Origin of the sequence: Enterobacteriaceae endosymbiont of Donacia proxima (genome assembly GCF_012569285.1) — a bacterium.
GTDB lineage: Bacteria > Pseudomonadota > Gammaproteobacteria > Enterobacterales > Enterobacteriaceae.
In genome coordinates this window covers 426945-451876 of record NZ_CP046198.1, presented here as the reverse complement: position 1 = coordinate 451876, position 24932 = coordinate 426945, and the positions used below count along the sequence as shown (strand labels likewise).

Annotated in this window: 22 protein-coding genes; 9 read left to right on the top strand and 13 right to left on the bottom strand. The window is 18.1% G+C overall.

Going from position 1 to position 24932, the window contains the following annotated elements; translation table 11 throughout:
• Positions 1 to 41 precede the first annotated feature (41 nt).
• On the top strand, positions 42 to 1010 hold the full coding sequence (gene trxB, locus GJT97_RS02150; protein ID WP_169767844.1) for a thioredoxin-disulfide reductase: 969 nt from the start codon (positions 42 to 44) through the stop codon (positions 1008 to 1010).
• 32 nt (positions 1011 to 1042) lie between these two features.
• Here trxB and infA read toward each other — a convergent pair whose 3' ends face one another.
• The 5 genes from infA to ppa all read right to left on the bottom strand — a co-directional run bounded on the left by infA (position 1043) and on the right by ppa (position 6746).
• On the bottom strand, positions 1043 to 1261 hold the full coding sequence (gene infA / locus GJT97_RS02145; protein WP_169767843.1) for a translation initiation factor IF-1: 219 nt from the start codon (positions 1259 to 1261) through the stop codon (positions 1043 to 1045).
• A gap of 29 nt (positions 1262 to 1290) precedes the next feature.
• Complete coding sequence (locus GJT97_RS02140; RefSeq protein ID WP_169767842.1) at positions 1291 to 2970, bottom strand: ATP-binding cassette domain-containing protein; 1680 nt, start codon at positions 2968 to 2970, stop codon at positions 1291 to 1293.
• Between the two features lie 55 nt (positions 2971 to 3025).
• A complete protein-coding gene (locus GJT97_RS02135; protein ID WP_169767841.1) occupies positions 3026 to 4774 on the bottom strand; it encodes an ATP-binding cassette domain-containing protein in 1749 nt (582 codons plus the stop codon).
• A 72-nt stretch (positions 4775 to 4846) separates the two neighbouring features.
• Positions 4847 to 6094: a phosphopyruvate hydratase gene (gene eno, locus GJT97_RS02130; RefSeq protein WP_169767840.1), complete on the bottom strand. Its 1248-nt coding sequence runs from the start codon at positions 6092 to 6094 to the stop codon at positions 4847 to 4849.
• A 112-nt stretch (positions 6095 to 6206) separates the two neighbouring features.
• The gene (ppa, locus tag GJT97_RS02125) at positions 6207 to 6746 is read right to left on the bottom strand and encodes an inorganic diphosphatase (RefSeq protein WP_169767839.1); all 540 of its coding nucleotides are present in this window, start codon (positions 6744 to 6746) and stop codon (positions 6207 to 6209) included.
• A 158-nt stretch (positions 6747 to 6904) separates the two neighbouring features.
• On the opposite strand from ppa, the gene rpoZ reads away from it, so the two are divergent.
• Positions 6905 to 7159 (top strand): DNA-directed RNA polymerase subunit omega, encoded by a 255-nt coding sequence (gene rpoZ, locus GJT97_RS02120; RefSeq protein WP_169767838.1) that lies wholly within the window; start codon positions 6905 to 6907, stop codon positions 7157 to 7159.
• 58 nt (positions 7160 to 7217) lie between these two features.
• Here rpoZ and gyrB read toward each other — a convergent pair whose 3' ends face one another.
• Positions 7218 to 9629 carry a DNA topoisomerase (ATP-hydrolyzing) subunit B gene (gene gyrB, locus GJT97_RS02115; RefSeq protein ID WP_169767837.1) on the bottom strand — a complete coding sequence of 804 codons (2412 nt, stop codon included), beginning with the start codon at positions 9627 to 9629 and terminating at the stop codon, positions 7218 to 7220.
• A 33-nt stretch (positions 9630 to 9662) separates the two neighbouring features.
• Positions 9663 to 10784: a DNA polymerase III subunit beta gene (gene dnaN, locus GJT97_RS02110; protein WP_169767836.1), complete on the bottom strand. Its 1122-nt coding sequence runs from the start codon at positions 10782 to 10784 to the stop codon at positions 9663 to 9665.
• A 182-nt stretch (positions 10785 to 10966) separates the two neighbouring features.
• Between dnaN and rpmH the strand changes: the two genes are divergently transcribed.
• The 5 genes from rpmH (at position 10967) to mutM (ending at position 15413) form a co-directional block, all read left to right on the top strand.
• Positions 10967 to 11119, top strand: coding sequence for a 50S ribosomal protein L34 (rpmH, locus tag GJT97_RS02105; protein WP_169767835.1), 153 nt, complete (start codon positions 10967 to 10969; stop codon positions 11117 to 11119).
• Positions 11120 to 11121: 2 nt separating this feature from the next.
• The gene (rnpA, locus tag GJT97_RS02100) at positions 11122 to 11472 is read left to right on the top strand and encodes a ribonuclease P protein component (protein WP_169767834.1); all 351 of its coding nucleotides are present in this window, start codon (positions 11122 to 11124) and stop codon (positions 11470 to 11472) included.
• A gap of 82 nt (positions 11473 to 11554) precedes the next feature.
• On the top strand, positions 11555 to 13204 hold the full coding sequence (gene yidC, locus GJT97_RS02095; RefSeq protein ID WP_169767833.1) for a membrane protein insertase YidC: 1650 nt from the start codon (positions 11555 to 11557) through the stop codon (positions 13202 to 13204).
• 15 nt (positions 13205 to 13219) lie between these two features.
• Positions 13220 to 14587 (top strand): tRNA uridine-5-carboxymethylaminomethyl(34) synthesis GTPase MnmE, encoded by a 1368-nt coding sequence (gene mnmE, locus GJT97_RS02090; protein WP_169767832.1) that lies wholly within the window; start codon positions 13220 to 13222, stop codon positions 14585 to 14587.
• 4 nt (positions 14588 to 14591) lie between these two features.
• Positions 14592 to 15413, top strand: a complete 822-nt coding sequence (gene mutM, locus GJT97_RS02085; RefSeq protein WP_169767831.1) for a bifunctional DNA-formamidopyrimidine glycosylase/DNA-(apurinic or apyrimidinic site) lyase — start codon at positions 14592 to 14594, stop codon at positions 15411 to 15413.
• Positions 15414 to 15430: 17 nt separating this feature from the next.
• Here mutM and potC read toward each other — a convergent pair whose 3' ends face one another.
• The 5 genes from potC to argS form a co-directional block, all read right to left on the bottom strand.
• On the bottom strand, positions 15431 to 16231 hold the full coding sequence (potC, locus tag GJT97_RS02080) for a spermidine/putrescine ABC transporter permease PotC (protein WP_169767830.1): 801 nt from the start codon (positions 16229 to 16231) through the stop codon (positions 15431 to 15433).
• Positions 16224 to 17087 carry a spermidine/putrescine ABC transporter permease PotB gene (gene potB, locus GJT97_RS02075; RefSeq protein ID WP_425482457.1) on the bottom strand — a complete coding sequence of 288 codons (864 nt, stop codon included), beginning with the start codon at positions 17085 to 17087 and terminating at the stop codon, positions 16224 to 16226. The genes potC and potB overlap by 8 nt, the downstream gene beginning before the upstream one ends.
• Complete coding sequence (gene potA, locus GJT97_RS02070) at positions 17065 to 18192, bottom strand: spermidine/putrescine ABC transporter ATP-binding protein PotA (RefSeq protein ID WP_169767828.1); 1128 nt, start codon at positions 18190 to 18192, stop codon at positions 17065 to 17067. Before potA ends, potB begins: the two co-directional genes overlap by 23 nt.
• 114 nt (positions 18193 to 18306) lie before the next feature.
• A complete protein-coding gene (mnmA, locus tag GJT97_RS02065; RefSeq protein ID WP_169767865.1) occupies positions 18307 to 19410 on the bottom strand; it encodes a tRNA 2-thiouridine(34) synthase MnmA in 1104 nt (367 codons plus the stop codon).
• A 76-nt stretch (positions 19411 to 19486) separates the two neighbouring features.
• The gene (gene argS, locus GJT97_RS02060; protein ID WP_169767827.1) at positions 19487 to 21217 is read right to left on the bottom strand and encodes an arginine--tRNA ligase; all 1731 of its coding nucleotides are present in this window, start codon (positions 21215 to 21217) and stop codon (positions 19487 to 19489) included.
• 429 nt (positions 21218 to 21646) lie between these two features.
• Between argS and aspS the strand changes: the two genes are divergently transcribed.
• Together aspS and GJT97_RS02050 are read left to right on the top strand one after the other, a co-directional pair.
• Positions 21647 to 23395: an aspartate--tRNA ligase gene (aspS, locus tag GJT97_RS02055; protein WP_169767826.1), complete on the top strand. Its 1749-nt coding sequence runs from the start codon at positions 21647 to 21649 to the stop codon at positions 23393 to 23395.
• 22 nt (positions 23396 to 23417) lie between these two features.
• A complete protein-coding gene (locus GJT97_RS02050; protein WP_169767825.1) occupies positions 23418 to 24137 on the top strand; it encodes a YebC/PmpR family DNA-binding transcriptional regulator in 720 nt (239 codons plus the stop codon).
• Positions 24138 to 24423: 286 nt separating this feature from the next.
• On the opposite strand, the gene crr is transcribed toward GJT97_RS02050, so the two are convergent.
• Positions 24424 to 24930: a PTS glucose transporter subunit IIA gene (gene crr / locus GJT97_RS02045; RefSeq protein ID WP_169767824.1), complete on the bottom strand. Its 507-nt coding sequence runs from the start codon at positions 24928 to 24930 to the stop codon at positions 24424 to 24426.
• Between the last annotated feature and the right edge of the window lie 2 nt (positions 24931 to 24932).

Genomic DNA, 24932 nt, shown 5'->3' with positions numbered 1-24932 from the left:
TTTATATATAATAAAATAAATATTTTAAGTAATTAAAAAATATGAAAAATATAAAAAAAACAAAATTACTAATTATAGGTTCTGGACCTGCTGGTTATACAGCTGCTATATATGCAGTAAGAGCAAATTTAAATCCTATTTTGGTAACAGGAAATGATATTGGAGGACAATTAATAAAAACATTTAATATAGAAAATTGGCCAGGAAATTTTCCTAAAATAACAGGCCAAAAATTAATGGATAATTTATATAATCATACAATATTTTTAAAAGCTAATATTATTAATGATACAATAATTAAAATTATTAATTTCAAAAAAACACCTTTTATTTTAGAAGGTAATTTAAATACATATATATGTAATAGTATTATTATTGCTACTGGATCAAATCCTAAATCTTTAGGTTTATATTCAGAAAAAAAATTTATGGGTAAAGGAGTGTCATCATGTACTATTTGTGATGGATTTTTTTTCCGTAATAAAATAGTTTCAGTTATAGGGGGGGGTAATACTGCTATAGAAGAAGCAATATATTTATCTAATATTGCTTCTAAAGTACACTTAATACATAGAAAAAATATTTTTAATGCCGAAAAAATATTACTTAGTAAATTAAAATTTTTAATAAAAAATAAAAAAATATTTTTACATACTCCTTATGTACTAAAAGAAATTTTAGGCGACGAAAAAGGAGTTAATAGCATTAAAATTAATTCTATTCATAATAATAATATTATAAATATTTCAACATTAGGTGTATTTATATTAATAGGTACTATTCCTAATAGTAATTTATTCAAAAATAAAATAAAATTAGATAAAGATGGTTATATTATTACAAATAATTATAAATTAAATAATTTAAATTTTACACAAACAAGTGTACCTGGTATTTTTGCAGCTGGTGATGTTATGGATAAAAATTATAGACAAGCAATTACATCAGCAGCTACAGGATGTATGGCTGCATTAGATGCACAAAAATTTTTAAATAATATTAATAAATAATTCATTTAATTTTAAATTAAAAAAATTAAATTTTAACGACTACGAAAAATTATTCTACCTTTTCCTAAATCATATGGAGTTAATGCTACAGTTACTTTATCTCCAGTAAGAATACGAATATAATTTTTTCTCATTTTTCCTGAAATATGTGCTGTTATAATGTGCCCATTTTCTAGTTTTACATGGAAAATAGTATTAGGTAAAGTATTTAATACTATACCTTGCATTTCTATATTATCTTTTTTAGACATTATTATTCCTTATTAATATAATTATAATATTATAATATTATATTATTTTTAATATAATTCCAGTAATATTCTCTTTTATCTATTAAATTATTATGTTTTCCTTTTTCAATTATAGAACCGTTATTTATTAAATAAATATAATCCATTTTTTTTAAAATATAAATATCATGTGTTATAATTATAACAGTCTTTTTGTAAAAAAATGATAAAATTAATTTTATTATTTTAATAGATGAAGTTTTATCTAATCCTTCTGTAGGTTCATCTAATAAGATTAAATTTCCATTATGAATCATAATTCTTGCAAGACCTAATTTTTTTAATTCTCCTCCAGAAAGAAATCTTCCTCCGTCACCCATCCATGTATTTAAACCTTCATCATTTAATAACTTTTCTAAACCTACTAATCTTAAAATTTTTATTAAATAAGCATCATTAAAATTTTTATTATTTTGATTATTTAATAAAATATTATTTCTTAATGTATCACTAAAAAGATATATTTTTTGGGACATTACACTTATATTATTTCTTAATAAAGATAAATTCCAATTTTTTAAATTATATCCATTTAAGAAAATTTTACCTTTTACAGGATCCCATGCTCTAGTTAATAACATAAATAATGTTGATTTCCCACTACCATTATGTCCAGTAAAAGCTATTTTTTGATATTGATGTATATATAATGATATATTTTTTAATATGTATATATTTTTTTTATTAAAATAGAATGATAAATTATCTATTTTTAATAAAATTAAATAATTATTATTTTTTATAATATTATTTGTAAATATTATGGTAGGTTTTTTTTCTATTAAATAGAAGATTTTTTTAGCTGATAAAAAAATTTCATGAATATTTTGAAAAACATTACTTAAAGGAGATAATATTTTATAAAATGTAATAAAAAATAATAAAAATAATATAATTTGATATTTATATATATTATTATAATAATAATATATTATTATTAATAATATATTAATATTAATCACAATATTCATTAATAATTTAGATTGGACATTATAATTATTTTTTATTAATTGTATCTTTTTTAATCTTAATTCTAAATTATCTATTTTATAAGATATATATTTTATTCCTTCAAATATTTTATATTCTGTATGTTGTAAAATAAAATTATTTATGTAAAAAAAATATCTTTCTTTTAAAGAAATATATTTTTCTCCTATTATTTTACCTTTTTTGTAAAAATAAAAAAAATAAAATAATATTAAAAATAAAATAGTAATACATAATATTATACAAAAAATAAAATTAATAATACTTAAATAAATTAAAACTATAATAGTTATTATACTAATAACTATTATGGGAATTAATATTCTTATATATAAAAAATCTAAAATTTCAATATCTGAAATTAATATATTTAATATTTTAATATTAAACATAGACATTAAATTAGATGGATATAAAGGAAATATTTTATTAAAAATTAATATTCTAAAATTATTTAATAAATATAAAGTATTATTATGTTGAATTAATTTTTCAAAGTATTGTGTAATAGTTTTTATTATAGAAATTATTCTAATAATTATTGTAGGTATTATATAATTATAATACGTATTATTATTTTTTATTCCAATTAGAAAAGTAGAAGTTAATAAAGATCCGGATATTATAGATAATAATAAATTCATCAAATTATTAATTATTGATAATAATATACCTAACATAATTTTTTTAAAAAACTTACTATTATATTTAAAATAATATAATAAATAAAACATATTAAATTACTCTTTTAAAGAATATATTATTTTTTTTATATAAATTTTTATGATATGATTTTTTTATAATTTGCCCATTTTTCATATACCAAATTTCATTATAATAATTAATTTGATTAATTTTATGTGTGATAGTTATACTTATTTTTGAAGTTGACAAATTCTTTTTTATTGTTTGTAAAATATCATTTTGACTATTAATATCTATATTAGCTATAGGTTCATCTAATAATAGTAACATATAATTTTTAATTAATGCTCTAGTAATTACTATTTTTTGAATTTGTCCTACTGACAAACATATATTTTCTTTATTAATAATAGTATTTAATCCATTAGGTAATTTTTTTAAAAAATTAATTATATTAATTTTTTTTAAAATATTATTTATTTTAATTTTATCTAATTTTTTGGAAAAAAATAAATTTTTTTTAATTGTTGTTGCAAATAATTGAGGATTTTGTTGGACACATGATATTTGTTTATACCAACTACATAAATTAATTTTATTAAATTCAACATTATTTATTTTTAAAGATCCTTCATATGGATAAATTCCAAGAAAAACATTCAATAATGTTGTTTTACCAGCTCCATTAGGACCTGTAATAATTATATTTTGTCCAGAAAATATTTCAAATGATATAGGACCTATTAATATATGTCTTTTATTATTTTTTATAACTAAATTAGTAGCTTTAATTGTTAATTTTTTAGTTTGTTTTAAAAAATAATTTTTTTTTATATTTAAACTAATAGATTTATTATCTAATAATTGCACAATATTATTTGCAGCTCCAATAGCTTTTGATTTTATATGGTATAATATACCTAAATTATTAAAATTTTGAAAATATTCAGAAACAATAATAAGTATAAAAAAACTATGTAATATTTTAATATTTTTATTGTAAAAACCGATCTTTATTATATGTAAATATGAAAAACTGAAATACATAATAATAAAAGCTAAAGCAATAGAAGAAAAAAAATCTAAAATAGCAGAAGTTAAAAAAACAATTTTAAATATTTCAAAATTTTTTTTTCTTAATTTTTCAACAAATAATATCATTTTATTTATTTCAATTTTTTGAAAATTAAATATTCTAATAGTTTCTATTCCTTTTAATCTATCAAAAAATATTCCACTTAAAATAGATAATATTTTAAAATTTTTTTTATTTTTATTTATAGTTTGATCTCCAATTAATATTATAAAAAATATTATTAAAATACTTATAATAATTATTATAATTCCAAATATCCAACTAATCAAAAATATAGTAATTAAAGTTACTAATGAAAACATCGTAACTGCAAAATATTGAGGTATATATTGATGATAATAATCATGTAAATTTTCTATATTATTTATAATTAAAGATAAAGTAACTCCTGAAGATTGATTTTTAAAATAATTAAAATATTGTGAGGTTAATTTATGCAGAATTTTTTTTCTAATAAAAAATATAATTTTTTGACTATATAAAAAATTATACTTTTCTATTAAAAAAGAAAGTAATACATTCATTATGAAACATAATAACATAATTTTATAATAAAAAAGAACATTTTTTTTATTTGTATTTAAAAAAAAAAATTCTACTTGTGTCGTTAACATCCAATTTTTTATTATTAATAATAATATATTAATAAAATTTAAAAAATAAGATATCATTAATATATTTTTAGCTAAAAAAATATTTTTCTTTAACCAAAAAAGTGTTTTTTTTTCTTTATATATATTCATATTTAGTAAATAATTTTATGAAAAATAAAATTATACTATGTTGAATATATCAACATAGTCTATAAAATTCATTTATAATTGTTCTTCGATCCTAATTAATTGATTATATTTAGCATTTCTATCAGAACGACTCATAGAACCAGTTTTAATTTGATCTGCATTTGTACCAACGGCTAGATCAGCAATAAATGTATCTTCTGTTTCTCCAGATCTGTGTGATATAATAACCTTATATCCTGATTTTTTAGCTATTTTTATAGTTGATAATGTTTCTGTAAGAGATCCAATTTGATTTAATTTTATTAATATAGAATTAGCAATATTATTCTTAATGCCTTTTTTTAAAAATTTAGGATTTGTGGCAAATAAATCATCACCTACTAACTGAATTTTATTACCTAATAATTTAGTTTGATATATAAAACCTTCCCAATCATTTTCATCTAAACCATCTTCTATAGATGTAATAGGATATTTTTGAGTTAAATTATATAAAAAATTTGTGAATTCTTTAGAAGAAAAATTAATATTTTCACTTTTTAAATGATATTTATTATTAAAAAATAATTCAGATGCAGCACAATCAATAGCAAAAGTAATATCTTTACCAAGTATATACCCTGCATTTTTAATTGCTTGTGAAATCATATCAAATGCTTGATTATTATTTTTTAAATTAGGAGCATATCCACCTTCATCTCCAACTGAAGTAATTAGTTTATGTTTTTTAAGCACGAATGATAAATGATGAAAAATTTCTGAACCACAACGTATTGCTTCTTTAATATTTCTTGAATTAATAGGTTGGATCATAAATTCTTGTATATCTAAATTATTATCTGCATGTTTCCCACCATTAATAATATTAATCATAGGTATAGGCATAAAAAATTTTTTATCTATACTATAGATATCAGCAATATATTTATATAATGGTAAACGATGAAATAAAGCAGATGCTCTAGCATTAGCTAATGAAACAGCTAAAATAGTATTAGCTCCTAAATTAGATTTATTTTCAGTATTATCTAAATTAATCATAATTTCATCAATACATGATTGATCAGATGAATTTTGATGAATTAAATATTTATTTAAAATAGTATTAATTATTTTTACTGATTTTAAAACTCCTTTCCCTAAAAATCTTTTCTTATTATTATCACGTAATTCTATCGCTTCTTTAGATCCTGTAGAAGCTCCAGAAGGGACAGAAGCAATTCCAATAATATTATTATTTAAATGAACTTCTGCTTCAATAGTAGGATTACCTCTAGAATCGATAATTTCTCTACCTATTATTTTTTTTATTTTAGACATTTTATTTCCTTAATATAATTCATAAATACTTATAATAAATTATTTTTAAATTTATATATGAAAAAAGTATTTAAAATAAATATAAATTTAACTTTTTTTTATATAAATTTTATTAATTAATTTTTTTTTTTTGAAATCTTTTAATAGAAGATAAAATCTCTTTTTGAGCTTGAAATAAATCTCCCCAATTCTCTATTTTACACCATTTTTTGTTTTCTAAATCTTTATAATGTTTAAAAAAATATATAATTTGTTGTTGTAATAGTTTTGGTAAATCTTTAATTTTTTTAATTAATGAATATTCTTGTGAAATTTTATTATGTGGTACTGCAATAATTTTTTTATCATCTCCTGATTCATCTGTCATATTTAATATTCCTATAGGACGACATCTTATTACAGTTCCTGGGATGATAGAATATTTAGTTATAACAAGCACATCTAGTGGATCACTATCTAGTGATAATGTATTATTTATATATCCATAATTACATGGATAAAACATAGGTACACTAATAAAACGATCTACAAATAATATTCCATATTTTTTATTAACTTCATATTTTATCGGATTTGAATAAGAGGAAATTTCAATAATTACGTTAATATCATTAGGAATATTTTCTCCAGAATTAATATTATTATAATTCATATTATTTTTCCTTTAGTTATATTAAAATTTCTTATATATAAAAATTTTTATTAATTTTAAAATTTATATATTTTAAATATATATATATGATAAAATAATTAATATTACTAATTATATTTTTAATATTAAATAAATTTTTATAAAGAAGATAAAATCTTATGGCTAGAGTTACAATAGAAAAAGCAGTTCAAAAAATAGGTAATAGATTTGATTTAGTTATTTTAGCAGCTAAAAGAGCAAGACAAATACAAATAAGAGGCAAAATTCCATTATTATCTGAAAAAAATGATAAAACTACTATTTTAGCATTACGTGAAATTGAAAAAGGGTTAATTAATAAAGAAATCATAAATAATTATGAAAAAAATAATGAGGAAGAAAAATTTAAATCTATAAATTTGGACAATTATTAGTTTTTTTATAAATTTAAATATTACTTATTTAAGTAGATATTTTGTTTGAATAATAAACTTAAAAATCAATATTCAATGCTTTTGAAGCATTTTCTTTGATAAATAATTTTCTAGGTTCTACTTCATCGCCCATTAAGGTTGAAAATAATTTATCAGCTAGAATTGCATCTTGAATCGTTACTTTTAACATATTACGAGTCAAAGGATTCATAGTAGTTTCCCATAATTGATTTGGGTTCATTTCACCTAATCCTTTATATCTTTGTATAGAAAAACTTTTTTTAGTTTCTTTTAATAACCATTCTATTCCTTCTTCAAAAAAATTAATATTTTTATATTTTTCTCCTTTTTTAACATAAAAAATACCTTTTTCTTGTAAAGAACATAATTTTATTCCTAATAAACATATTTTATTATATTCATTGCTTGTAAAAAAATCATTATTTAATGAATATTTATTTATATTTTCATATTTATTTTCATAAATTACTAATTCAAAAATATTATTATTAATATCTTTATTTATATCGCTTGAAAATTTAATATTTATATAATTTTTATTTAAAAAGAAAAGTAATTTATGTAACCATATATCTACATTAATATAATTATTTAATTGAGTTAATTTTTTATTATATAATAATGCATGTAATATTTTATTATTAATAGTAAATTGAGAAGATTGTATAATTTTTTTAATATAATTATATTCATTTATTAATATTATGATTTTTTTTCCAATTAATTTTTCTTTAGATTTTTTAAAATAAAAAACAGCTTTTTTTACAGCTGATTTTAATATAAACATTTCCATTTCTTCATTATTTCTAATATAAAATTTTTTATTACCTTTTTTAATTCTAAAAAGTGGAGGTTGTGCTATATATATATAGCCTTTTTCAATAATTTTAGGCATTTGACGATAGAAAAATGTTAATAATAAAGTACGGATATGTGCTCCATCAACATCTGCATCTGTCATGATAATAATATTATGATATCTTAAATTATTTAAATGATATTTTTTAAAATTAATACTGAAACCTAATGCTGTAACTAAAGTTATTATTTCTTGCGAAGTAATAATTTTATTAAATTTAGCTTTTTCTACATTAAGAATCTTGCCTTTTAAAGGTAAAATTGCTTGTGTTCTTCTATCTCTACCTTGTTTTGCAGATCCTCCTGCTGAATCTCCTTCTACTAAATAAATTTCAGATAATTTAGGATTTTTTTCTTGACAATCAGATAATTTTCCTGGTAGTCTTGAGACGTTGTTTATATTTTGATTTTTTATTATATTTTTAGTTTTTCTAGCTGTATCTCTTATTTTAGCTATACTAATAATTTTTTCTACAATATTTTTAGCATCATCTGGGTTTTCTAATAAAAAAAACATTAATTGTTGATTTAAATAACATTCTACTGATGATTTTACTTCTGATGATATTAGTTTTTCTTTAGTTTGAGAAGAAAATTTTGGATTTAAAATTTTTATTGATATAATTGCAATTAAACCTTCTCTAGTATCTTCTCCTTTTAAAGGAATATTCTTTTTTTTATTATATCCTTCTTTTTCTATATAAAGTTTTATTGTTCTTGTTATAGCTGATTTTAATCCAGATAAATGAGTACCTCCATTTTTTTGAGGTATATTATTGGTAAAACAGTATATTTCTTCATTAAATGAATTGTTCCATTGCATAGCAATTTCTATATCAATATCATTATTTTTAGTATAACAATAAAAAATTTGCTTATTAAGAAAATTTTTATCTTTATTTAAATACTTAATATATTCTTTTATACCTCCTTTATATTGAAAGATATCTTTTTTATTTTTTTTATTATCAGTAATTGAAATAATTAATCCTGAATTTAAAAAAGATAATTCTTTTAGTCTATTAGATAAAATTGTATAATTAAAATTTTGGATTGTAGTAAAAATATTATAATTAGGCCAAAATCTAATATGTGTTCCAGTAGTATGACTAATACCAATAATTTTTAATTTTTCTTTAGGTATTCCATAAAAATATGATTGTTTATATAATTTTCCATTTCTTCTAATAATTAATTCTAATTTTTTTGATAAAGCATTTACTACTGAAATTCCTACTCCATGTAAACCTCCTGATAATTTATAAAATTTATTGTTAAATTTACCTCCTGAATGTAATATAGTCATAATAACTTCAGCAGCTGATACTTGAGCTTCTTTATGTATGTCTGTAGGTATTCCTCTACCATCATCAATAATAGAAATAGAATTATCTTTGTGTATAATTACTTGTATATTTTTACAAAAACCGGAAAGAGATTCATCTATCGAATTATCTATAACTTCAAATACCATATGATGTAATCCGGTACCATCATCTGTGTTACCAATATACATTCCTGGTCTTTTTTTTACAGCATCTAATCCTTTTAAAATTTGGATACTTGATGAATCATAATATTTATTTGTCAAATTAAACTCTCATTTTTTAAAATTAAATAAAATTTATATCTTCATTGGCATAATTAAGTAAATTTTATTTTTATCATAATTATCTTCTATTTTAATGCTAGAAATAGTATCAATAAATGATAATTTAATAAAATTACTTTCTAATATATTAACAACGTCAATTAAATAATTAATATTAAATGATATTTGAATATTATATTCCTTTTTATTTTGAAATGTTTTTATTTCTACTATTTCTTCAGCTTTTTCATTATTAATATTACTAGTAAAAATTTTTAAATATTTATTATTAAATAATAAATTTACTCCCTTTGTTCTTTCATTTACTAGAATAGAAATTCTATTTAAAGCATTTTTAAATGAAATACGATTAATTTTAATTATTTGATAAAATGATGTAGGTATAATTTTTTTATAATCAGGAAAATTACTTGTAATTAATTTAGATATAAATTTTAAATTTTTAAAAGTAAAACAAATATTATTACTATTAATCTTAATATTAACTAATTCATTAGTATTATTAATTAATTTAGATAATTCAAAAATACTTTTACGAGGGATTATAACATTAAAATTTATAATATTTACATCTAAAATATATCTATAAAAAGATAATCTATGTCCATCAGTTGATACAATATTTAAAATATTATTTTTAATTTCTAAAAATAATCCATTTAAATATTTTCTTACATCATTATTTGCTATTGAAAAATAAGTAGCACATATAAAATCTTTTAATATTCTATTTGTTAGATTAAATTCTATATCATGTTTCAAAAAATTTATATTTGGAAAATTATCTGCAGGTAAAGTAGTTATCGTAAAATGACAATTTTTTGTAGATATAATCATTTTATTTATATTAAATATTAGTTTAATATTATTTTTTTTAGGTAAAGAACGACATATATTATAAAATTTTTTTCCTTGAATTATAACAGAATATTTTTTATTTAAAAATTTATTTTTAATAAAAGATGTAATTTCTATTTCTAAATTAGTACTTTTAAATAGTATGACTCCATCATTTAAAATTTCTATTAAAATATTACCAAAATTAGGATATAAAAATTTATTACTAATAATGTTAGTAACATATTGTAGTGGTTTAATTATTAATTCTCTATTAATAATAATATTATTTTCCATAATTCTTATTTTAAAATATACAATATAAAATTATTATTTAATATAATAATATACTATATATTTAGTATTTTAACTTAAGATAAATATACAAATTTATAATTTAAAATGATAAAAATATATATATAAAAAAATTATTTTATGTAATAATAAATATATATTAAACAGATATAAGTGTAAATTAAATGAAACGTACTTTTCAACCATCTATATTAAAAAGAAATAGATCTCATGGTTTCAGATGTAGAATGAAAACAAAAAATGGTAGAAAAATTATAAATCGTCGTCGTGCTAAAAAACGTGTTTATTTGAGTGTTTCAGATAAAAAATTCAAATAAAAATGTTTAGTTTTAATTTAACAAAAAATAAACGTTTAATTACATCAGATTTTAATTTAATTTTTAAAAAAAGTAATAAGTTAAACAATTTATATTTTACCATATTAAATAAAAAAAATAAAATTCAATATTCTAGAATTGGCATAATTATTTCTAAAAAAATAGTTCGTAAAATATATATTAGAAATAGATTTAAAAGAATAATTCGTGAATATTTTCGTTTAAATCAATATTATTTTTTAAATAGAGATTATATTATTATTTTAAATAATAAAAATGTATTAAAGATTAATACTTTTTATTTTAAAAGATATTTAAAAAATATATGGTCTAGTTTCAAAAAAAAAATTTAATATAAAAATAAAAGTAAGCTAAACTTATTATTTTAAGTTATAATTATACTTATATTTTGTGATAAAAATGAGATTATAAATAATGAATTCAAAAAATAATATTTTTTTAATTATTTTTTGTTTATTTTGTTTTGTTATTTTAAATAATTGGAAACTAATATATAGTTATACAAAAAATAATATAATAAAAAATACTATTAATAATAGTAACAATACTTATTCAAATAAGTATCCTAAAAATATTTTAGAAGATATAAAAAAAGATAATATTTTAATTAAAACAGATAAATTTTTTATATCTATAAATCCTTATGGAGGTACTATTGAAAAAGTACAGTTGTTAAATTATTTTGAAAAATTACATTCTAAAAAATTTTTTACTTTCTTAAGAAAGGAACCTGATTTTATTTATCAAATAAAAAGTGGTATAATAAAAAACGATAAATCAAAAAAAGATATTAATTTTTATCAAAGTTCTAAATTTTTTACAAATTCAAATTATTTTACATTTAAAAAAAATAAAAACATATTAAAAATACCTTTTTTTTTTATAAAAAATAATATTTTATATATAAAAACTTTTGTTCTTATAAAGGGAAGTTATTTAATTAAAATTAATCATCAAATTTTTAATCTTAATAATAAATCTATTAATATGAGTATTTTTGGACAAATAGATAAATCAAGTATTACTCCTCAAAAATATTTAAATAAAAAACATAATAATGTAACTATGAAAACATTTGATGGAGTTGCTTTTTCAACGGAAAAAGAAAAATATAAAAAATATAAGTTTCCTTATATTTTAAAAAAAAAAAATATACAGTTTAAAACTTATACTGGGTGGGTAGCTATGTTACAACAGTATTTTACTTCAGCGTGGATTTTACCTCATTTTTCTCAAGAAAATACTATTTACATAAAAAAAATCTTTACTAATATTATTAGTATTGGTTTTAAATCTCCATCATATTTAATTTTACCAGGTCAAAAATATAGTTTTACATCTCAATTATGGATAGGACCCAAAATTCAAGAAACAATGTCTAAAATAACACCTTTTTTAGATTTAACTATAGATTATGGTTTTTTAGGATTTTTATCTAAGTTATTATTTAAATTATTAAATTTAATTTTTAGTATAGTAAAAAACTGGGGAATTTCAATTATTATAATTACTATTATAATAAGGATATTAACATATCCATTATTTAAACAACAGTATATAACTATTACTAAAATGAATGATTTACAACCAAAAATAAAAAAATTAAAAGAAAAATTTGGTAATGATAAAGAACGTTTTAGTAAAGAAATAATTTTATTATATAAAAAAGAAAATTTAAATCCTTTTGCTGGGTTTTTCCCTTTTATTATACAAATGCCTATTTTTTTAGCTTTATATTATATGTTAATTAGTTCAATTGAATTAAGACATGCTAAATTTCTTTTTTGGATACAAGATTTATCATCAGAAGATCCATATTATATTTTACCTATTATAATGAGTATTACTATGTTAGTTATACAATATCTTTCTCAAAATAAATATGAAAATAATAGTTCTTTACAAAATAAATTTACATATATAATACCTATTATTTTTAGTTTCTTTTTTTTATGGCTTCCTTCTGGGTTAGTTTTATATTATATAATTAATAATTTAATTACTATTTTACAACAAAAATGGATTATTTATTTAATAAATAATCAAAATTATAAAATTTCATAATTAAATTTAAAATTTATGGAAAAACAATATAACACAATTATTGCACGAGCTACTCCCTTAGGGAAAGGTAGTATAGGAGTTATTAGAATATCTGGAAATAAAGTTATTAATGTAATTAAACATACATTAAAATTAGAATATATAAAACCACGATATGCATACTATTTACCATTTTTTTATAAAAATAAAATTATAGATAAAGGCATCGCATTATGGTTTCCTAAACCTAATTCTTTTACTGGAGAAGATATTTTAGAATTACAATGTCATGGTAATGGGATATTAATGGATTTATTAATAAATGATATAATTGTGCATATTAATGATATTAGGATCGCATATCCAGGAGAATTTTCTAAAAGAGCTTTTTTAAATAAAAAAATAGACTTAACTCAAGCGGAAGCAATTACCGATATTATTTCTGCTAATTCTAAGCAAGCGATTTTTTCAGCAATGAATTTAATGAATGGTAAATTTTCATTTTTATTAAAAGATTTTAAAAACATAATTATTGACTTAAGAGTAAAAATAGAATCTTTTTTAGAATTTAATCATGAAATTAATTTTTCTATTTTTTGTAAAAAAATTTTAATAAAACTAAAAAAATTATTAAAATTTTTAATAAACATCATAAAATATGTAAAAAATGGAATAAGAATTAAAGAAGGAATTAAAATAGTATTAATTGGGCCTCCTAATACTGGAAAATCTAGTTTAATGAATTTAATTACTAATAAGGATGTTTCTATAGTAACTGATATTCCTGGTACCACTAGAGATATTTTACATGAAAATTTTTATGTTAATTCAGTACCAATAGAAATTATAGATACTGCAGGAATCAGAAATACTACAAATAAAATTGAAATTTTAGGTATAAAAAAAACATTTCAAGAAATAAAAAGTGCAAATTATATATTTTTAGTAGTAGATGATCAAATATCAGAAAAAACTTTATCTCTAATAATTAGAGAATATTTAACAAATTTTATAAACAAAATTCCTATTATTGTTATACGTAACAAAATTGATATTACAAATAGTAATCCTGAAATAATTTATAAAAATTATTATGTAATTATAAAATTATCTGTAAAATATAAAAAAGGAATATCTATTTTAAAAGATTTTATAAAAAAAAATATTATAAATACTAATAATAATGAAGATCAATTTACAGCTAGAATGAGATACATGGATTCTTTAAATTCTATTTATAAGATATTAATTAAAGGACAAAAAAATTTTTTAAAAATTTTTTCATTAGAATTAATAGCTGAAGATTTAAGATTAATACAAAAAGATTTAGATTTAATTACAGGAGAATTTACTTCTAAAGATTTATTAAATAATATTTTTTCACAATTTTGCGTTGGTAAATAATTTTATGCCTGAATTACCAGAAGTAGAAGTTATTAAAAACATGATAAAACCCTTATTAAAAGGAAAAATAATTAATTATTCTATCGTTAGAATTAAAAAATTAAAATATATTATTTCTGATAATATTATTAAAATAAATAATCAAAAAATTTTAAATATTAAAAGAAAAGGAAGATATATTTTACTTATTTTAGTAAATAATACAATTATTATCCATTTAGGGATGACAGGAAAATTATTTATAATAAATAAAATAAAAAATTTTATTTATTTTCAAAAACATGATCATATTGATTTAATCATTGATAATAATTTAATCTTAAGATATACAGATATAAGAAAATTTGGTTTTTGGTTATGGGAAAATAAAAATTATAAAAAAAACATTTTTTTAAAAAAATTAGGCCCGGAACCTTTAACTAATAAATTTAATAATTTATATTTATATAATATTAGTAGAAAAAAAAATATTCCTATTAAAATATTAATAATGGATAACACAATTGTAACAGGGATAGGTAATATATATGCGAATGAATCATTATTTATGTCTAAAATATTACCCATACGTATATCTAATAATTTAAATTTTCAAGAAATTACATTATTAGTACAAAATATTAAATTTATTTTAAATAAATCCATAAAATATGGAGGTTCTACTATTATTGATTATAGATTACCTAATAAAAATATTGGTACTTATTCTAAGTATTTTACTGTTTATAGAAAAAAAAATAAACCATGTAAAATATGTTATACAAAAATTACTAAAATAAATCAAAGAAATAGAAGTACTTTTTTTTGTTCTAAATGTCAAAAATAACATATATATTAAATAATTTAATCTAATAAAGAATTTATTTTATCATATGATTTATATTTACCTAAAATAATTTTGCTTATAATTACTAAAAATAACGATACTATTATTAGTATCGTAGCTAAAACATTAATTTCAGGAGTAATACCTATTTTTATCATTGAATAAATTCTTAATGGTAAAATTTCATATTCTGGTCCAGTTACAAATGTTGATATTGTTATATCATCCATAGATAAAACAAAACTTATTAACCAACTAGAGATAATTACAGGAAATATTATAGGTAATATTATTTTTGTTAAAATAATAATTTCATTAGCACCTAAATCTTTTGCTGCTTCAATTATACGAGTATCAAAATTTTGTAGCCTAGAATAGATATTAATAACTACATATGGCAAACAAAATGTAATATGTGCAAATAATAAAGACCAAAATCCTAAAGGGAAATTTAACAAAAGAAATAATAATAATAAAGAAATACCCATTACAATATCAGGAGAAATAATTACTATAAATAATAAAGTATTTATTAATGATTTAATATGTACATCATAATAATGTAACGATAAAGATGTTAATAAACCGATTAAAGTTGTAAAAGTTGCTGTAATAATACCAATACATAAGGAATTATATGTAACTTCTAATAAAGAAGAATTCTGTATAATTAAAAAGTACCATTTAGTACTAAATCCTCCCCATATAATTCCGAAACGTGATGAGTTAAAAGAATTTATAATTAGTAATATAATAGGTATATAAAACCATAAATAAATTACATTTATAAAAATAATTCTACATATATATTTAAACATTTTTTTTAAATTTCTTTTTATTTAAAAAATTTATAATTTTAAAATATAATATTAAAAAAATACCAGTAAATAATATTATTATATTACTTGTTGCAGCTCCTAAGGGCCAGTCTCTAATATATAAAAATTGATTCTTAATTATATTACCAATTAATAAATTTTTAGACCCTCCCATTAAATCAGAAATATAAAACATTCCCATACTAGGTAAAAAAACTAATAAACAACCTGCAATAATTCCTGAAGCAGTTAAAGGAATAATTATATAGAAAAAAATTTTCCATGATTTAGCCCCTAAATCTTTAGCCGCCTCTATATAAAATTTATCTAATTTTTCAAAACTAGAATATATTGGTACTACCATAAATGGTAGTAAAATATATACTAATCCTAAAATAACAGCGCTAGGAGTATAAATTATATGAATAGGATGATGAATAATATTTAAATATAGTAAAATATTGTTTAACCATCCATTAATTCCTAAAAATATTTTTAAACAATATATTCTAATTAAAGAATTTACCCAAAAAGGTAAAAATAAAAAAAATAACATTAAAGATTTTTTTCTTGCAGATATTTTTGTTAAACACCATGCAAATGGATAACCTATCAAAAAACATATTACTGTTGTAACTAATGAAATTAATAAAGTATTTATAAATACTTTAAGATATAAATTATTAAATAATTTAAAATAATTATTTAAAGAAAAATAAAATATTATTGAATCATAATTATCTTTTTTTAAAAAACTGATAATAATGATTATTATATTAGGTAAAAAAATAAATAATAATAACCAACTAATGATTAGAAAAATTATAATTTTTTTAATATATTTTATGATTTTTATCATAAGGTAATACAATCTCCCATGTTTCAACCCAATTAATTAACATTTTTTGATTAAGTAGATGATCTACATAAGGATCATTTTCATTAAAAAATTCACTTACAGTAATAATTTTTCCATTATTAAGTTTTAATATAGATTCTAAAGTCATACCTTTATAATTTTTTTCTTGTATATAACCTGTTATACCTGTATTTATATCAGTATTTTGATCAATTTTTTTTATTTTTAAATCTTCTGGCCTTAATAAAACATGTATTTTTTCTCCTGGAAAAACATTAAATGGTATTTTTATAGTACAAATAAAATTTTCTAAATTAACTTTAAATTGATTATTATTAATTTTTTTTAAAATAAAAGCATTAAATATATTAATATCTCCTATAAATTTTGCAACAAATAAATTTTTAGGTTCTTCATATATTTCTCTAGGAGTACCATCTTGTTCTATTTTACCATTACGCAATAAAATAATTCTATCTGATATACTTAAAGCTTCTTCTTGATTATGTGTTATTAATATAAAAGTAATACCTAATTTTCTTTGTAATGCTTTTAATTCGTTTTGCATTTTTCTACGTAATCTATAATCTAAAGCTGATAATGATTCATCAAGTAATAGAAGTTTTGGTTGATTTATTACCGCTCTTGCTATAGCAACTCTTTGTTGTTGTCCTCCAGATAATTCATGTGGTTTTCTATTTATAAATTTTTTTAACTGTACTATATCTAAAATTTTTTCTACTTTAGTAATTATTTCTTGATATGTTTTTTTTTGCATTCTTAATCCAAAAGCTATATTATCAAATACAGACATGTGAGGAAATAATGCATAACTTTGAAAAACAGTATTAATTTGTCTTTTTTCAGCAGGATATTTTGTTATTTCTGTATTATTTAATAAAATTATACCACTATCTACTTTTTCTAAACCAGCTATTAAACGAATAATAGTAGTTTTACCACAACCTGAAGGTCCTAATAAAGTAATAAATTCTCCATCATTTATACTTAAATTTAAATCAGAAATAATTTTTTTACCATAAAAAGATTTATTAACGTTTATAAGATTAAGTAATACTTTTTTAAAAATTTTTTGTTTCATAATAATACTCTAAAAAATATTATTTTTTAATAATTTTAAAAAAATAAAATAATTAATTTTAAATATTAAATTTTATTTTTTAATAAAAATTATTGTAAATATTGTTTTATAATTTTAAATTAATGGTATTCCTTTCTCAATAATACCACCTCCTAAACAAATTTTTTTGTAATAAAATACAGCTGATTGTCCTTGTGTGATACTAGAAATAGGAGTGTAAAAATACACTTTAATTTTATTTTTATTTAAAGAAATAATTTTACAATTAATATCTTTTTGACGATATCTAGTTTTAATTGTGTATGTTTTTTTTATTATTTTAGGAATATTAGTAATCCAGGTAATTTTTTTTATTATTAATCCAATAAAATATAAATTTAAATTTTTTCTATCTTGTACAACAATTAAAATATTATTTTTAATATCTTTTTTATATACATACCATGGTTTATTTTCATAAAATATTGATCCACCTAATCCGATTCTTTTTCTTTGTCCTATCGTATAATGAATTAATCCTTTGTGTTTCCCTATAATTTCACCATTAATATTTGTAATACTACCTTCTAAAGAAGGTAAATATTTATTTAAAAAATTAGGAAAATTTTTTTTACCTATGAAACAAATTCCCATTGAATCTTTTTTAGATGCATTAATAAATTTAAATTTTTTTGCAAAATATCTTACTTCTTTTTTTTTTAAACCCCCGATAGGAAATAAAATTTTTTTTAATTGTTTTTCCTTTATCGTATATAAAAAATAACTTTGATCTTTATTAGAATCTAAACCTCTTAATAAAAAAATCTGATTTTTAATTTTTTTACAACGGACATAATGTCCTGTGCTAATAAAATCAGCTTTTAAATTTTTTATAGCAAAATTCATAAAATATTTAAACTTTATAATTTTATTACATAAAATATCAGGATTTGGTGTATTACCTTTTTGGTACTCAGAAAGAAAATTTTTAAAAACATAATTCCAATATTCAAATGAAAAATTAATTTTATGTAAAGGAATATTTAATTTTTTACATATAACTTCTGCATAATATAAATCTTTTTCACTATTACAAATATTATTTATGTCATCTTCTTCCCAATTTTTCATAAATAATCCTTCTACTTGATAATTTTGTTTTTTTAATAACCAAGCAGCAAAAGAAGAATCTATTCCTCCAGACATAGCAATTATAACTTTTTTTTTAACATATTTTATATGAAATTAAATTTTATATATAAAATATAATAATATTATTTTTTATAAAAATAAAATATATTTATTAATAATATTTTTATATTTTTTCTATAATATCAATACCTAAAAGGTATAATCCTTGTTTTAAAAATAAAGACGTTAACAAAACAATTTTTAATCTACTAATTTTTAATTTAGTGTCTTTTATATTTAAAATATTACAATTTTCATAAAAAGAAGAAAATAATACTGTTATTTTATATAACCAATTACATAATAAATGAGGAGTACCTTTTTCAACAATTTTAAAAATAATTTCTTCAAAATCTAAAAATGATACAGCAAGATCAAATTCATATTGAGATATAAAATTAATTTCTAAATTAAGAAAATTATTTAAATTAATATTAGCTTTTTTTAATAAAGATATAGTTCTAACATAAGCATATTGAATATATAAAGATGTATTCCCATTTAATGATAATATTTTTTGCCAATTAAAAATATAATTATGAATTCTATTTTTAGATAGATCAGCATATTTAATGGCACCTATACCTATTTTTTTAGATAAATCTTCCAATAATTTTTTTTTAATTAGAGGATTTTTTTCTAAAATTATATTTTTAGATCTAATAATAGATTCATCAATAAGATGATTTAATTTAATATTTGTTCCTTCTCTTGTTTTAAAAGGTTTATTATTTTTATTTAAAATCATACCAAACATATGATGTTCTAATTGTAGATTATTAGGTACATATTTTGCATTTCTAACTATTTGAAAAATTTGATTAAGATATTGACTTTGACGCGAATCTACATAATAAATAATTCTATCTGCTTTAAAAAAATCATAACGATATTTAATACATGCAATATCTATTGTAGCATAAAGATACGCACCGTCTTTTTTTTGGATAATTACTGCCATTAATTTTCCTTTTTTATTTTGTACTCCCTTAATCGGAATCATTAAAGTTCCATTATTATTAACAGCAATTTTTTTCTTTTTTAAATCTTTAATGATGTTAGGAATCATATCATGATATTTACTTTCTCCCATAGTATCATGATGATTAAGTTTAATATTTAATTTTTTATATAATTGATAATTATAATTCATAGTAATATTAACTATTTTTTCCCATATTCTTAAACAAGAACTATCTTTTTGTTGTAATTTTACTACATAATATTTAGCTAATTTAGTAAAATTAATGTCTGTAATATATTTTTTTTGTGCTTGTTTATATAATTTTTCTATATCAGAAAGTAAAAAATTTATTTTTTTCTTTTTTTTTTTTAAAAAAGCAATAAGTATTCCGAATTGAGTTCCCCAATCACCAATATGATTTGATTTAATCACATTATGTCCAACAAAAGATAAAATACGTACCATTGAATCTCCTATAATTGTAGATCTTAAATGTCCTACATGCATTTCTTTCGCTATATTAGGACTAGAATAATCAATAACTATATTTTTAGATATAATATTTTTTGTTAATCCTAATTTTTTAGAGATTATTAGCAAATTAATTTGATTAGATAACCATTCTTTTTTAAGAAAAAAATTAATATATCCTGTTGGAGATACTGTAATATTAGTTAAAATATTATTTAATTTAATATTTTTTACTACTTTTTTCGCAAGATTATTAGGATTTATTTTTAAATGGATAGCAGCGGAAATAATACCATTTATTTGATAATTTCCAAATATTTTTTTTTTACATGAACGTAAAATAACATTATATTTAGATGGAATACCTGCTTGAATCATTGATTTATGAATTTTAATTGAAAGAAATTTTTTTATATTCATATGTTCCCTTTTTTTATATAAAAAATTATAAATATTTAAATAAATAATATTTTATTATATCTATGTACATATAAGATATACAATAAAATCACAATTTAATATTGTAATTAAAATTAATTTTTAATTAAATTATGATTTATTTTAGATATATAATTTTAAAAAATATTATTATATAAATTATTATTTATATTTAAAAATTAAAAAAATATTAAATATATTAATAATATAAAATATCATAATATTTAATAAATTATGTATTTTTATAATAAAAAACATTTTAATATATATTAAAAAAAATAATAATTTAAATTTTTGATATTTAAAATATATAAAATTTTTATTTATACAAATTATAATTTTAAATGAAATAAATTTCATATTAAAATTATTAATTATATAATAAAATTTTTTACAAAAAAGGTTTTATAAATGACAAAAAAATTATTTTGTGGTGAAATTAATAAAAAATTTCTTAATCAAGAAATAATTCTTTATGGATGGATTCAAAATTATAGAAATTTAGGAAAATTAATTTTTATTAATTTAAAAGATAGAGAAGGTATAATTCAAGCAGTTTTTAAACCTAAATATCAAGTAGCTTATAATATAGCAAATACATTGCGTAATAATTTTTGTGTGAAAATTAAAGGTAAAATAGTTAAAAGAACAAAAAAAAATAAAAATGTGAAATTACTAACAGGAGAAATTGAAATTGTTGTATTCGATATTTTTATTTTAAATAAATCTGAATCTCTACCTATAGATATTAATATTCATAATACAGAAGAAATTAGATTAAAATATAGGTATTTAGATTTAAGACAATTTAAAATGATCAAAAATTTAAAATTAAGATCTAATATAATGCATTATATTAGAAATTTTTTAGAAAAAAATAAATTTTTAAATATTGAAACTCCTATATTAACAAATTCTACATTAGAAGGTTCAAGAGATTATTTAGTACCTAGTAGAATTACTAAACATCATTTTTATGCTTTACCACAATCTCCTCAGATTTTTAAACAGTTATTAATGATTTCTGGATTAGATCGTTATTATCAAATTGCTAAATGTTTTCGTGATGAAGATTTGCGTTCCGATCGCCAACCAGAATTTACACAAATTGATATAGAGATGTCTTTTATAAAATCAGATATATTTAGATTATTTATAGAAAAAATAATATTTTATATATGGAAAAAAATAAAAAATATATCTTTAAATAAATTTAAAATTCTTACTTTTAAAGAATCCATGAAAATTTTTGGAACAGATAAACCTGATTTAAGAAATAAATTAAAGTTAGTAGATCTAAGTGATTTTTTTATTAAAACAAATAAAAAAAGAATTGTTTCTATTAATATTAAAAAAAAATATTTATCTAAAATAAAATTAAAAGATTTAAATAAATATATATCATTTATTAATAAATATGGTACAAATGACTTAAATATTTTCAAAGTATATAAAAATAAATTAATTAATTTATTTAATAAAAAAAGTACATATTTAATAAATTTAAATCAAAATAAAATACAGGATATTATTATTAAAAATAATTCTTATGATAATGATATAATTTTTATTGGAACAGAATATTTATACGATAATATATCTTCAATGGGATATTTAAGAAAAAAATTAGGAAATGATTTAAATTTAATTAACAATAAAAAATATTATCCATTATGGATAATTAATTATCCATTATTCAAAAAAGATAAATTAGGTAATTTAGTTTCGATGAATCATCCATTTACATCTCCTAAAAATTATTCTATAGATAATTTATATGATCTCTTAGAAAAAAATCCTCAACAAATAATATCTGATTCATATGATTTAGTTATTAATGGATATGAAATAGGTAGTGGTTCTATGAGAATAAATAATCATAAAATACAAAAAAAAATATTTAATATTCTTCAGATAAGTAAAATTAATCAACAAAAAAATTTTGGTTTTTTTTTAGAAGCTTTAAAATTTGGTACTCCACCTCATATAGGAATTGCTTTAGGATTAGATAGATTAGTAATGTTATTAGCTAATACGAATAATATTCGTGATGTTATAGCATTTCCGAAAACAACATCTGCAAATTGTTTATTAACTAATGCTCCTAATAAAATTGATACTCATCTACTTAAAGATTATGGATTATCATATACATTTTAATAAATATATAAAGGAATATTTTATGTCTGGACATAGTAAATGGTCTAATACTCGTCATCGTAAAGAATCTCAAGATAATAAAAAAGATAAAATTTTTTCTAAAATTATTAAAGAATTAAATTCAGCTATCCAAATAGGAAAAGGAATAAATCCACAATATAATTCAAAATTACGTTTAGTTATAGAAAAAGCATTAGCTCATAATATGAGTCGTATTACAATTAATAATATTTTAAAAAAAAATTTAAGTAAAACAAATAAAAATCAATTAAAAGAAATTTATTATGAAGGATATGGTCCTGAAAATGTTGCATTATTGATTAAATGTTTAACGAATAATAATAATAGAACTATATCTTTTATACGTAAAATTTTAAATAAAATTGGAGGTGATTTAAAACAAAAAGGTGCAGTAGATTATATGTTTAATAAACAAATATATGTTACATATTTATATAAAAAAAATATAGATTATATTATAGATATAGCAGAAAAATTAAAAGCAAATGATATTTTTTTAAATAAAAAAAATATTAAAATAATTTTTACAAAAGAAAAATATAAATTTCTTACAAAAGAAATAAAAAAATTTAAAATAAAACCAATTAAAATTAAATTAAATATAAAACCATTTATAAAAAAAAAAATTAGTATTTTTACAAAAAAAAAATTAATTTATTTAAAATCTTTATGTAAAAAAAATAAAGATATTAAAAATTTTTATCATAATGCAGAATTTTAACAAATTATTATAATAATTTTACTATTTTTTAATAAAAAGAAAAATATTTTATATATTAAAAAATATAAAAATATTATTTATATAAATATTAGAAATATTTAAATTATTTATTAGCGTTAAATAATAATCATTAAAAATAATTAGATTTATTTAATAAATAAAATAAATTAACATATAATTATAAATATAAAATCATTTTTTTATATACAATATATATAAAATATATTATCAGACATTTTTTAATAATTATTTTTTATTATTAAAAAATGTTTTTTATAAAAAAATTTTATTTATATATTTCTAATATAGGATCTATACCTGCAATAACATTTCCTGTATATTTTTTAATTTTGTTAATTTGGTCAATATTAGAAATAATTATTGGAGTATATATAGATTTAGCATTCTTTTTTAAAAAATCTAAATCTATTTCAATGATTATTTCACCTTTTTTTACAACATTAGTTTTTTTAAAATTAAATTTTCTTATAAATCCCTTTCCTTTTAAATTTATTGTATCAATTCCAAAATGAATAAATAATTCAATACTATTATTAGTTTTTATTGAAAAAGCATGATTAGTGTCAAAAATTTTACCTATAATCCCATCAACAGGAGATACTATAATATTTCCATTTGGATTAATAGCAATACCATCTCCCACTATTTTATCTGAAAATACAATATCAGGAACTTTTTCTATATTAATAATTTCCCCTGAAATAGGAGCAAAAATTTTGGTAATTTCAATTTTTTTAGATTTTTTATTGAAAAATTTAGAAAAAATGTTCATAT

What these genes read in the sequence shown, in the direction of transcription:
- trxB (WP_169767844.1), top strand. Translation starts at nt 42, where the DNA reads ATGAAAAATATAAAAAAAACAAAATTACTAATTATAGGTTCTGGACCT.
- infA (WP_169767843.1), bottom strand. Translation starts at nt 1,261, where the DNA reads ATGTCTAAAAAAGATAATATAGAAATGCAAGGTATAGTATTAAATACT.
- GJT97_RS02140 (WP_169767842.1), bottom strand. Translation starts at nt 2,970, where the DNA reads ATGTTAGGTATATTATTATCAATAATTAATAATTTGATGAATTTATTA.
- GJT97_RS02135 (WP_169767841.1), bottom strand. Translation starts at nt 4,774, where the DNA reads ATGAATATATATAAAGAAAAAAAAACACTTTTTTGGTTAAAGAAAAAT.
- eno (WP_169767840.1), bottom strand. Translation starts at nt 6,094, where the DNA reads ATGTCTAAAATAAAAAAAATAATAGGTAGAGAAATTATCGATTCTAGA.
- ppa (WP_169767839.1), bottom strand. Translation starts at nt 6,746, where the DNA reads ATGAATTATAATAATATTAATTCTGGAGAAAATATTCCTAATGATATT.
- rpoZ (WP_169767838.1), top strand. Translation starts at nt 6,905, where the DNA reads ATGGCTAGAGTTACAATAGAAAAAGCAGTTCAAAAAATAGGTAATAGA.
- dnaN (WP_169767836.1), bottom strand. Translation starts at nt 10,784, where the DNA reads ATGGAAAATAATATTATTATTAATAGAGAATTAATAATTAAACCACTA.
- rpmH (WP_169767835.1), top strand. Translation starts at nt 10,967, where the DNA reads ATGAAACGTACTTTTCAACCATCTATATTAAAAAGAAATAGATCTCAT.
- rnpA (WP_169767834.1), top strand. Translation starts at nt 11,122, where the DNA reads ATGTTTAGTTTTAATTTAACAAAAAATAAACGTTTAATTACATCAGAT.
- yidC (WP_169767833.1), top strand. Translation starts at nt 11,555, where the DNA reads ATGAATTCAAAAAATAATATTTTTTTAATTATTTTTTGTTTATTTTGT.
- mnmE (WP_169767832.1), top strand. Translation starts at nt 13,220, where the DNA reads ATGGAAAAACAATATAACACAATTATTGCACGAGCTACTCCCTTAGGG.
- mutM (WP_169767831.1), top strand. Translation starts at nt 14,592, where the DNA reads ATGCCTGAATTACCAGAAGTAGAAGTTATTAAAAACATGATAAAACCC.
- potC (WP_169767830.1), bottom strand. Translation starts at nt 16,231, where the DNA reads ATGTTTAAATATATATGTAGAATTATTTTTATAAATGTAATTTATTTA.
- potA (WP_169767828.1), bottom strand. Translation starts at nt 18,192, where the DNA reads ATGAAACAAAAAATTTTTAAAAAAGTATTACTTAATCTTATAAACGTT.
- argS (WP_169767827.1), bottom strand. Translation starts at nt 21,217, where the DNA reads ATGAATATAAAAAAATTTCTTTCAATTAAAATTCATAAATCAATGATT.
- aspS (WP_169767826.1), top strand. Translation starts at nt 21,647, where the DNA reads ATGACAAAAAAATTATTTTGTGGTGAAATTAATAAAAAATTTCTTAAT.
- GJT97_RS02050 (WP_169767825.1), top strand. Translation starts at nt 23,418, where the DNA reads ATGTCTGGACATAGTAAATGGTCTAATACTCGTCATCGTAAAGAATCT.
- crr (WP_169767824.1), bottom strand. Translation starts at nt 24,930, where the DNA reads ATGAACATTTTTTCTAAATTTTTCAATAAAAAATCTAAAAAAATTGAA.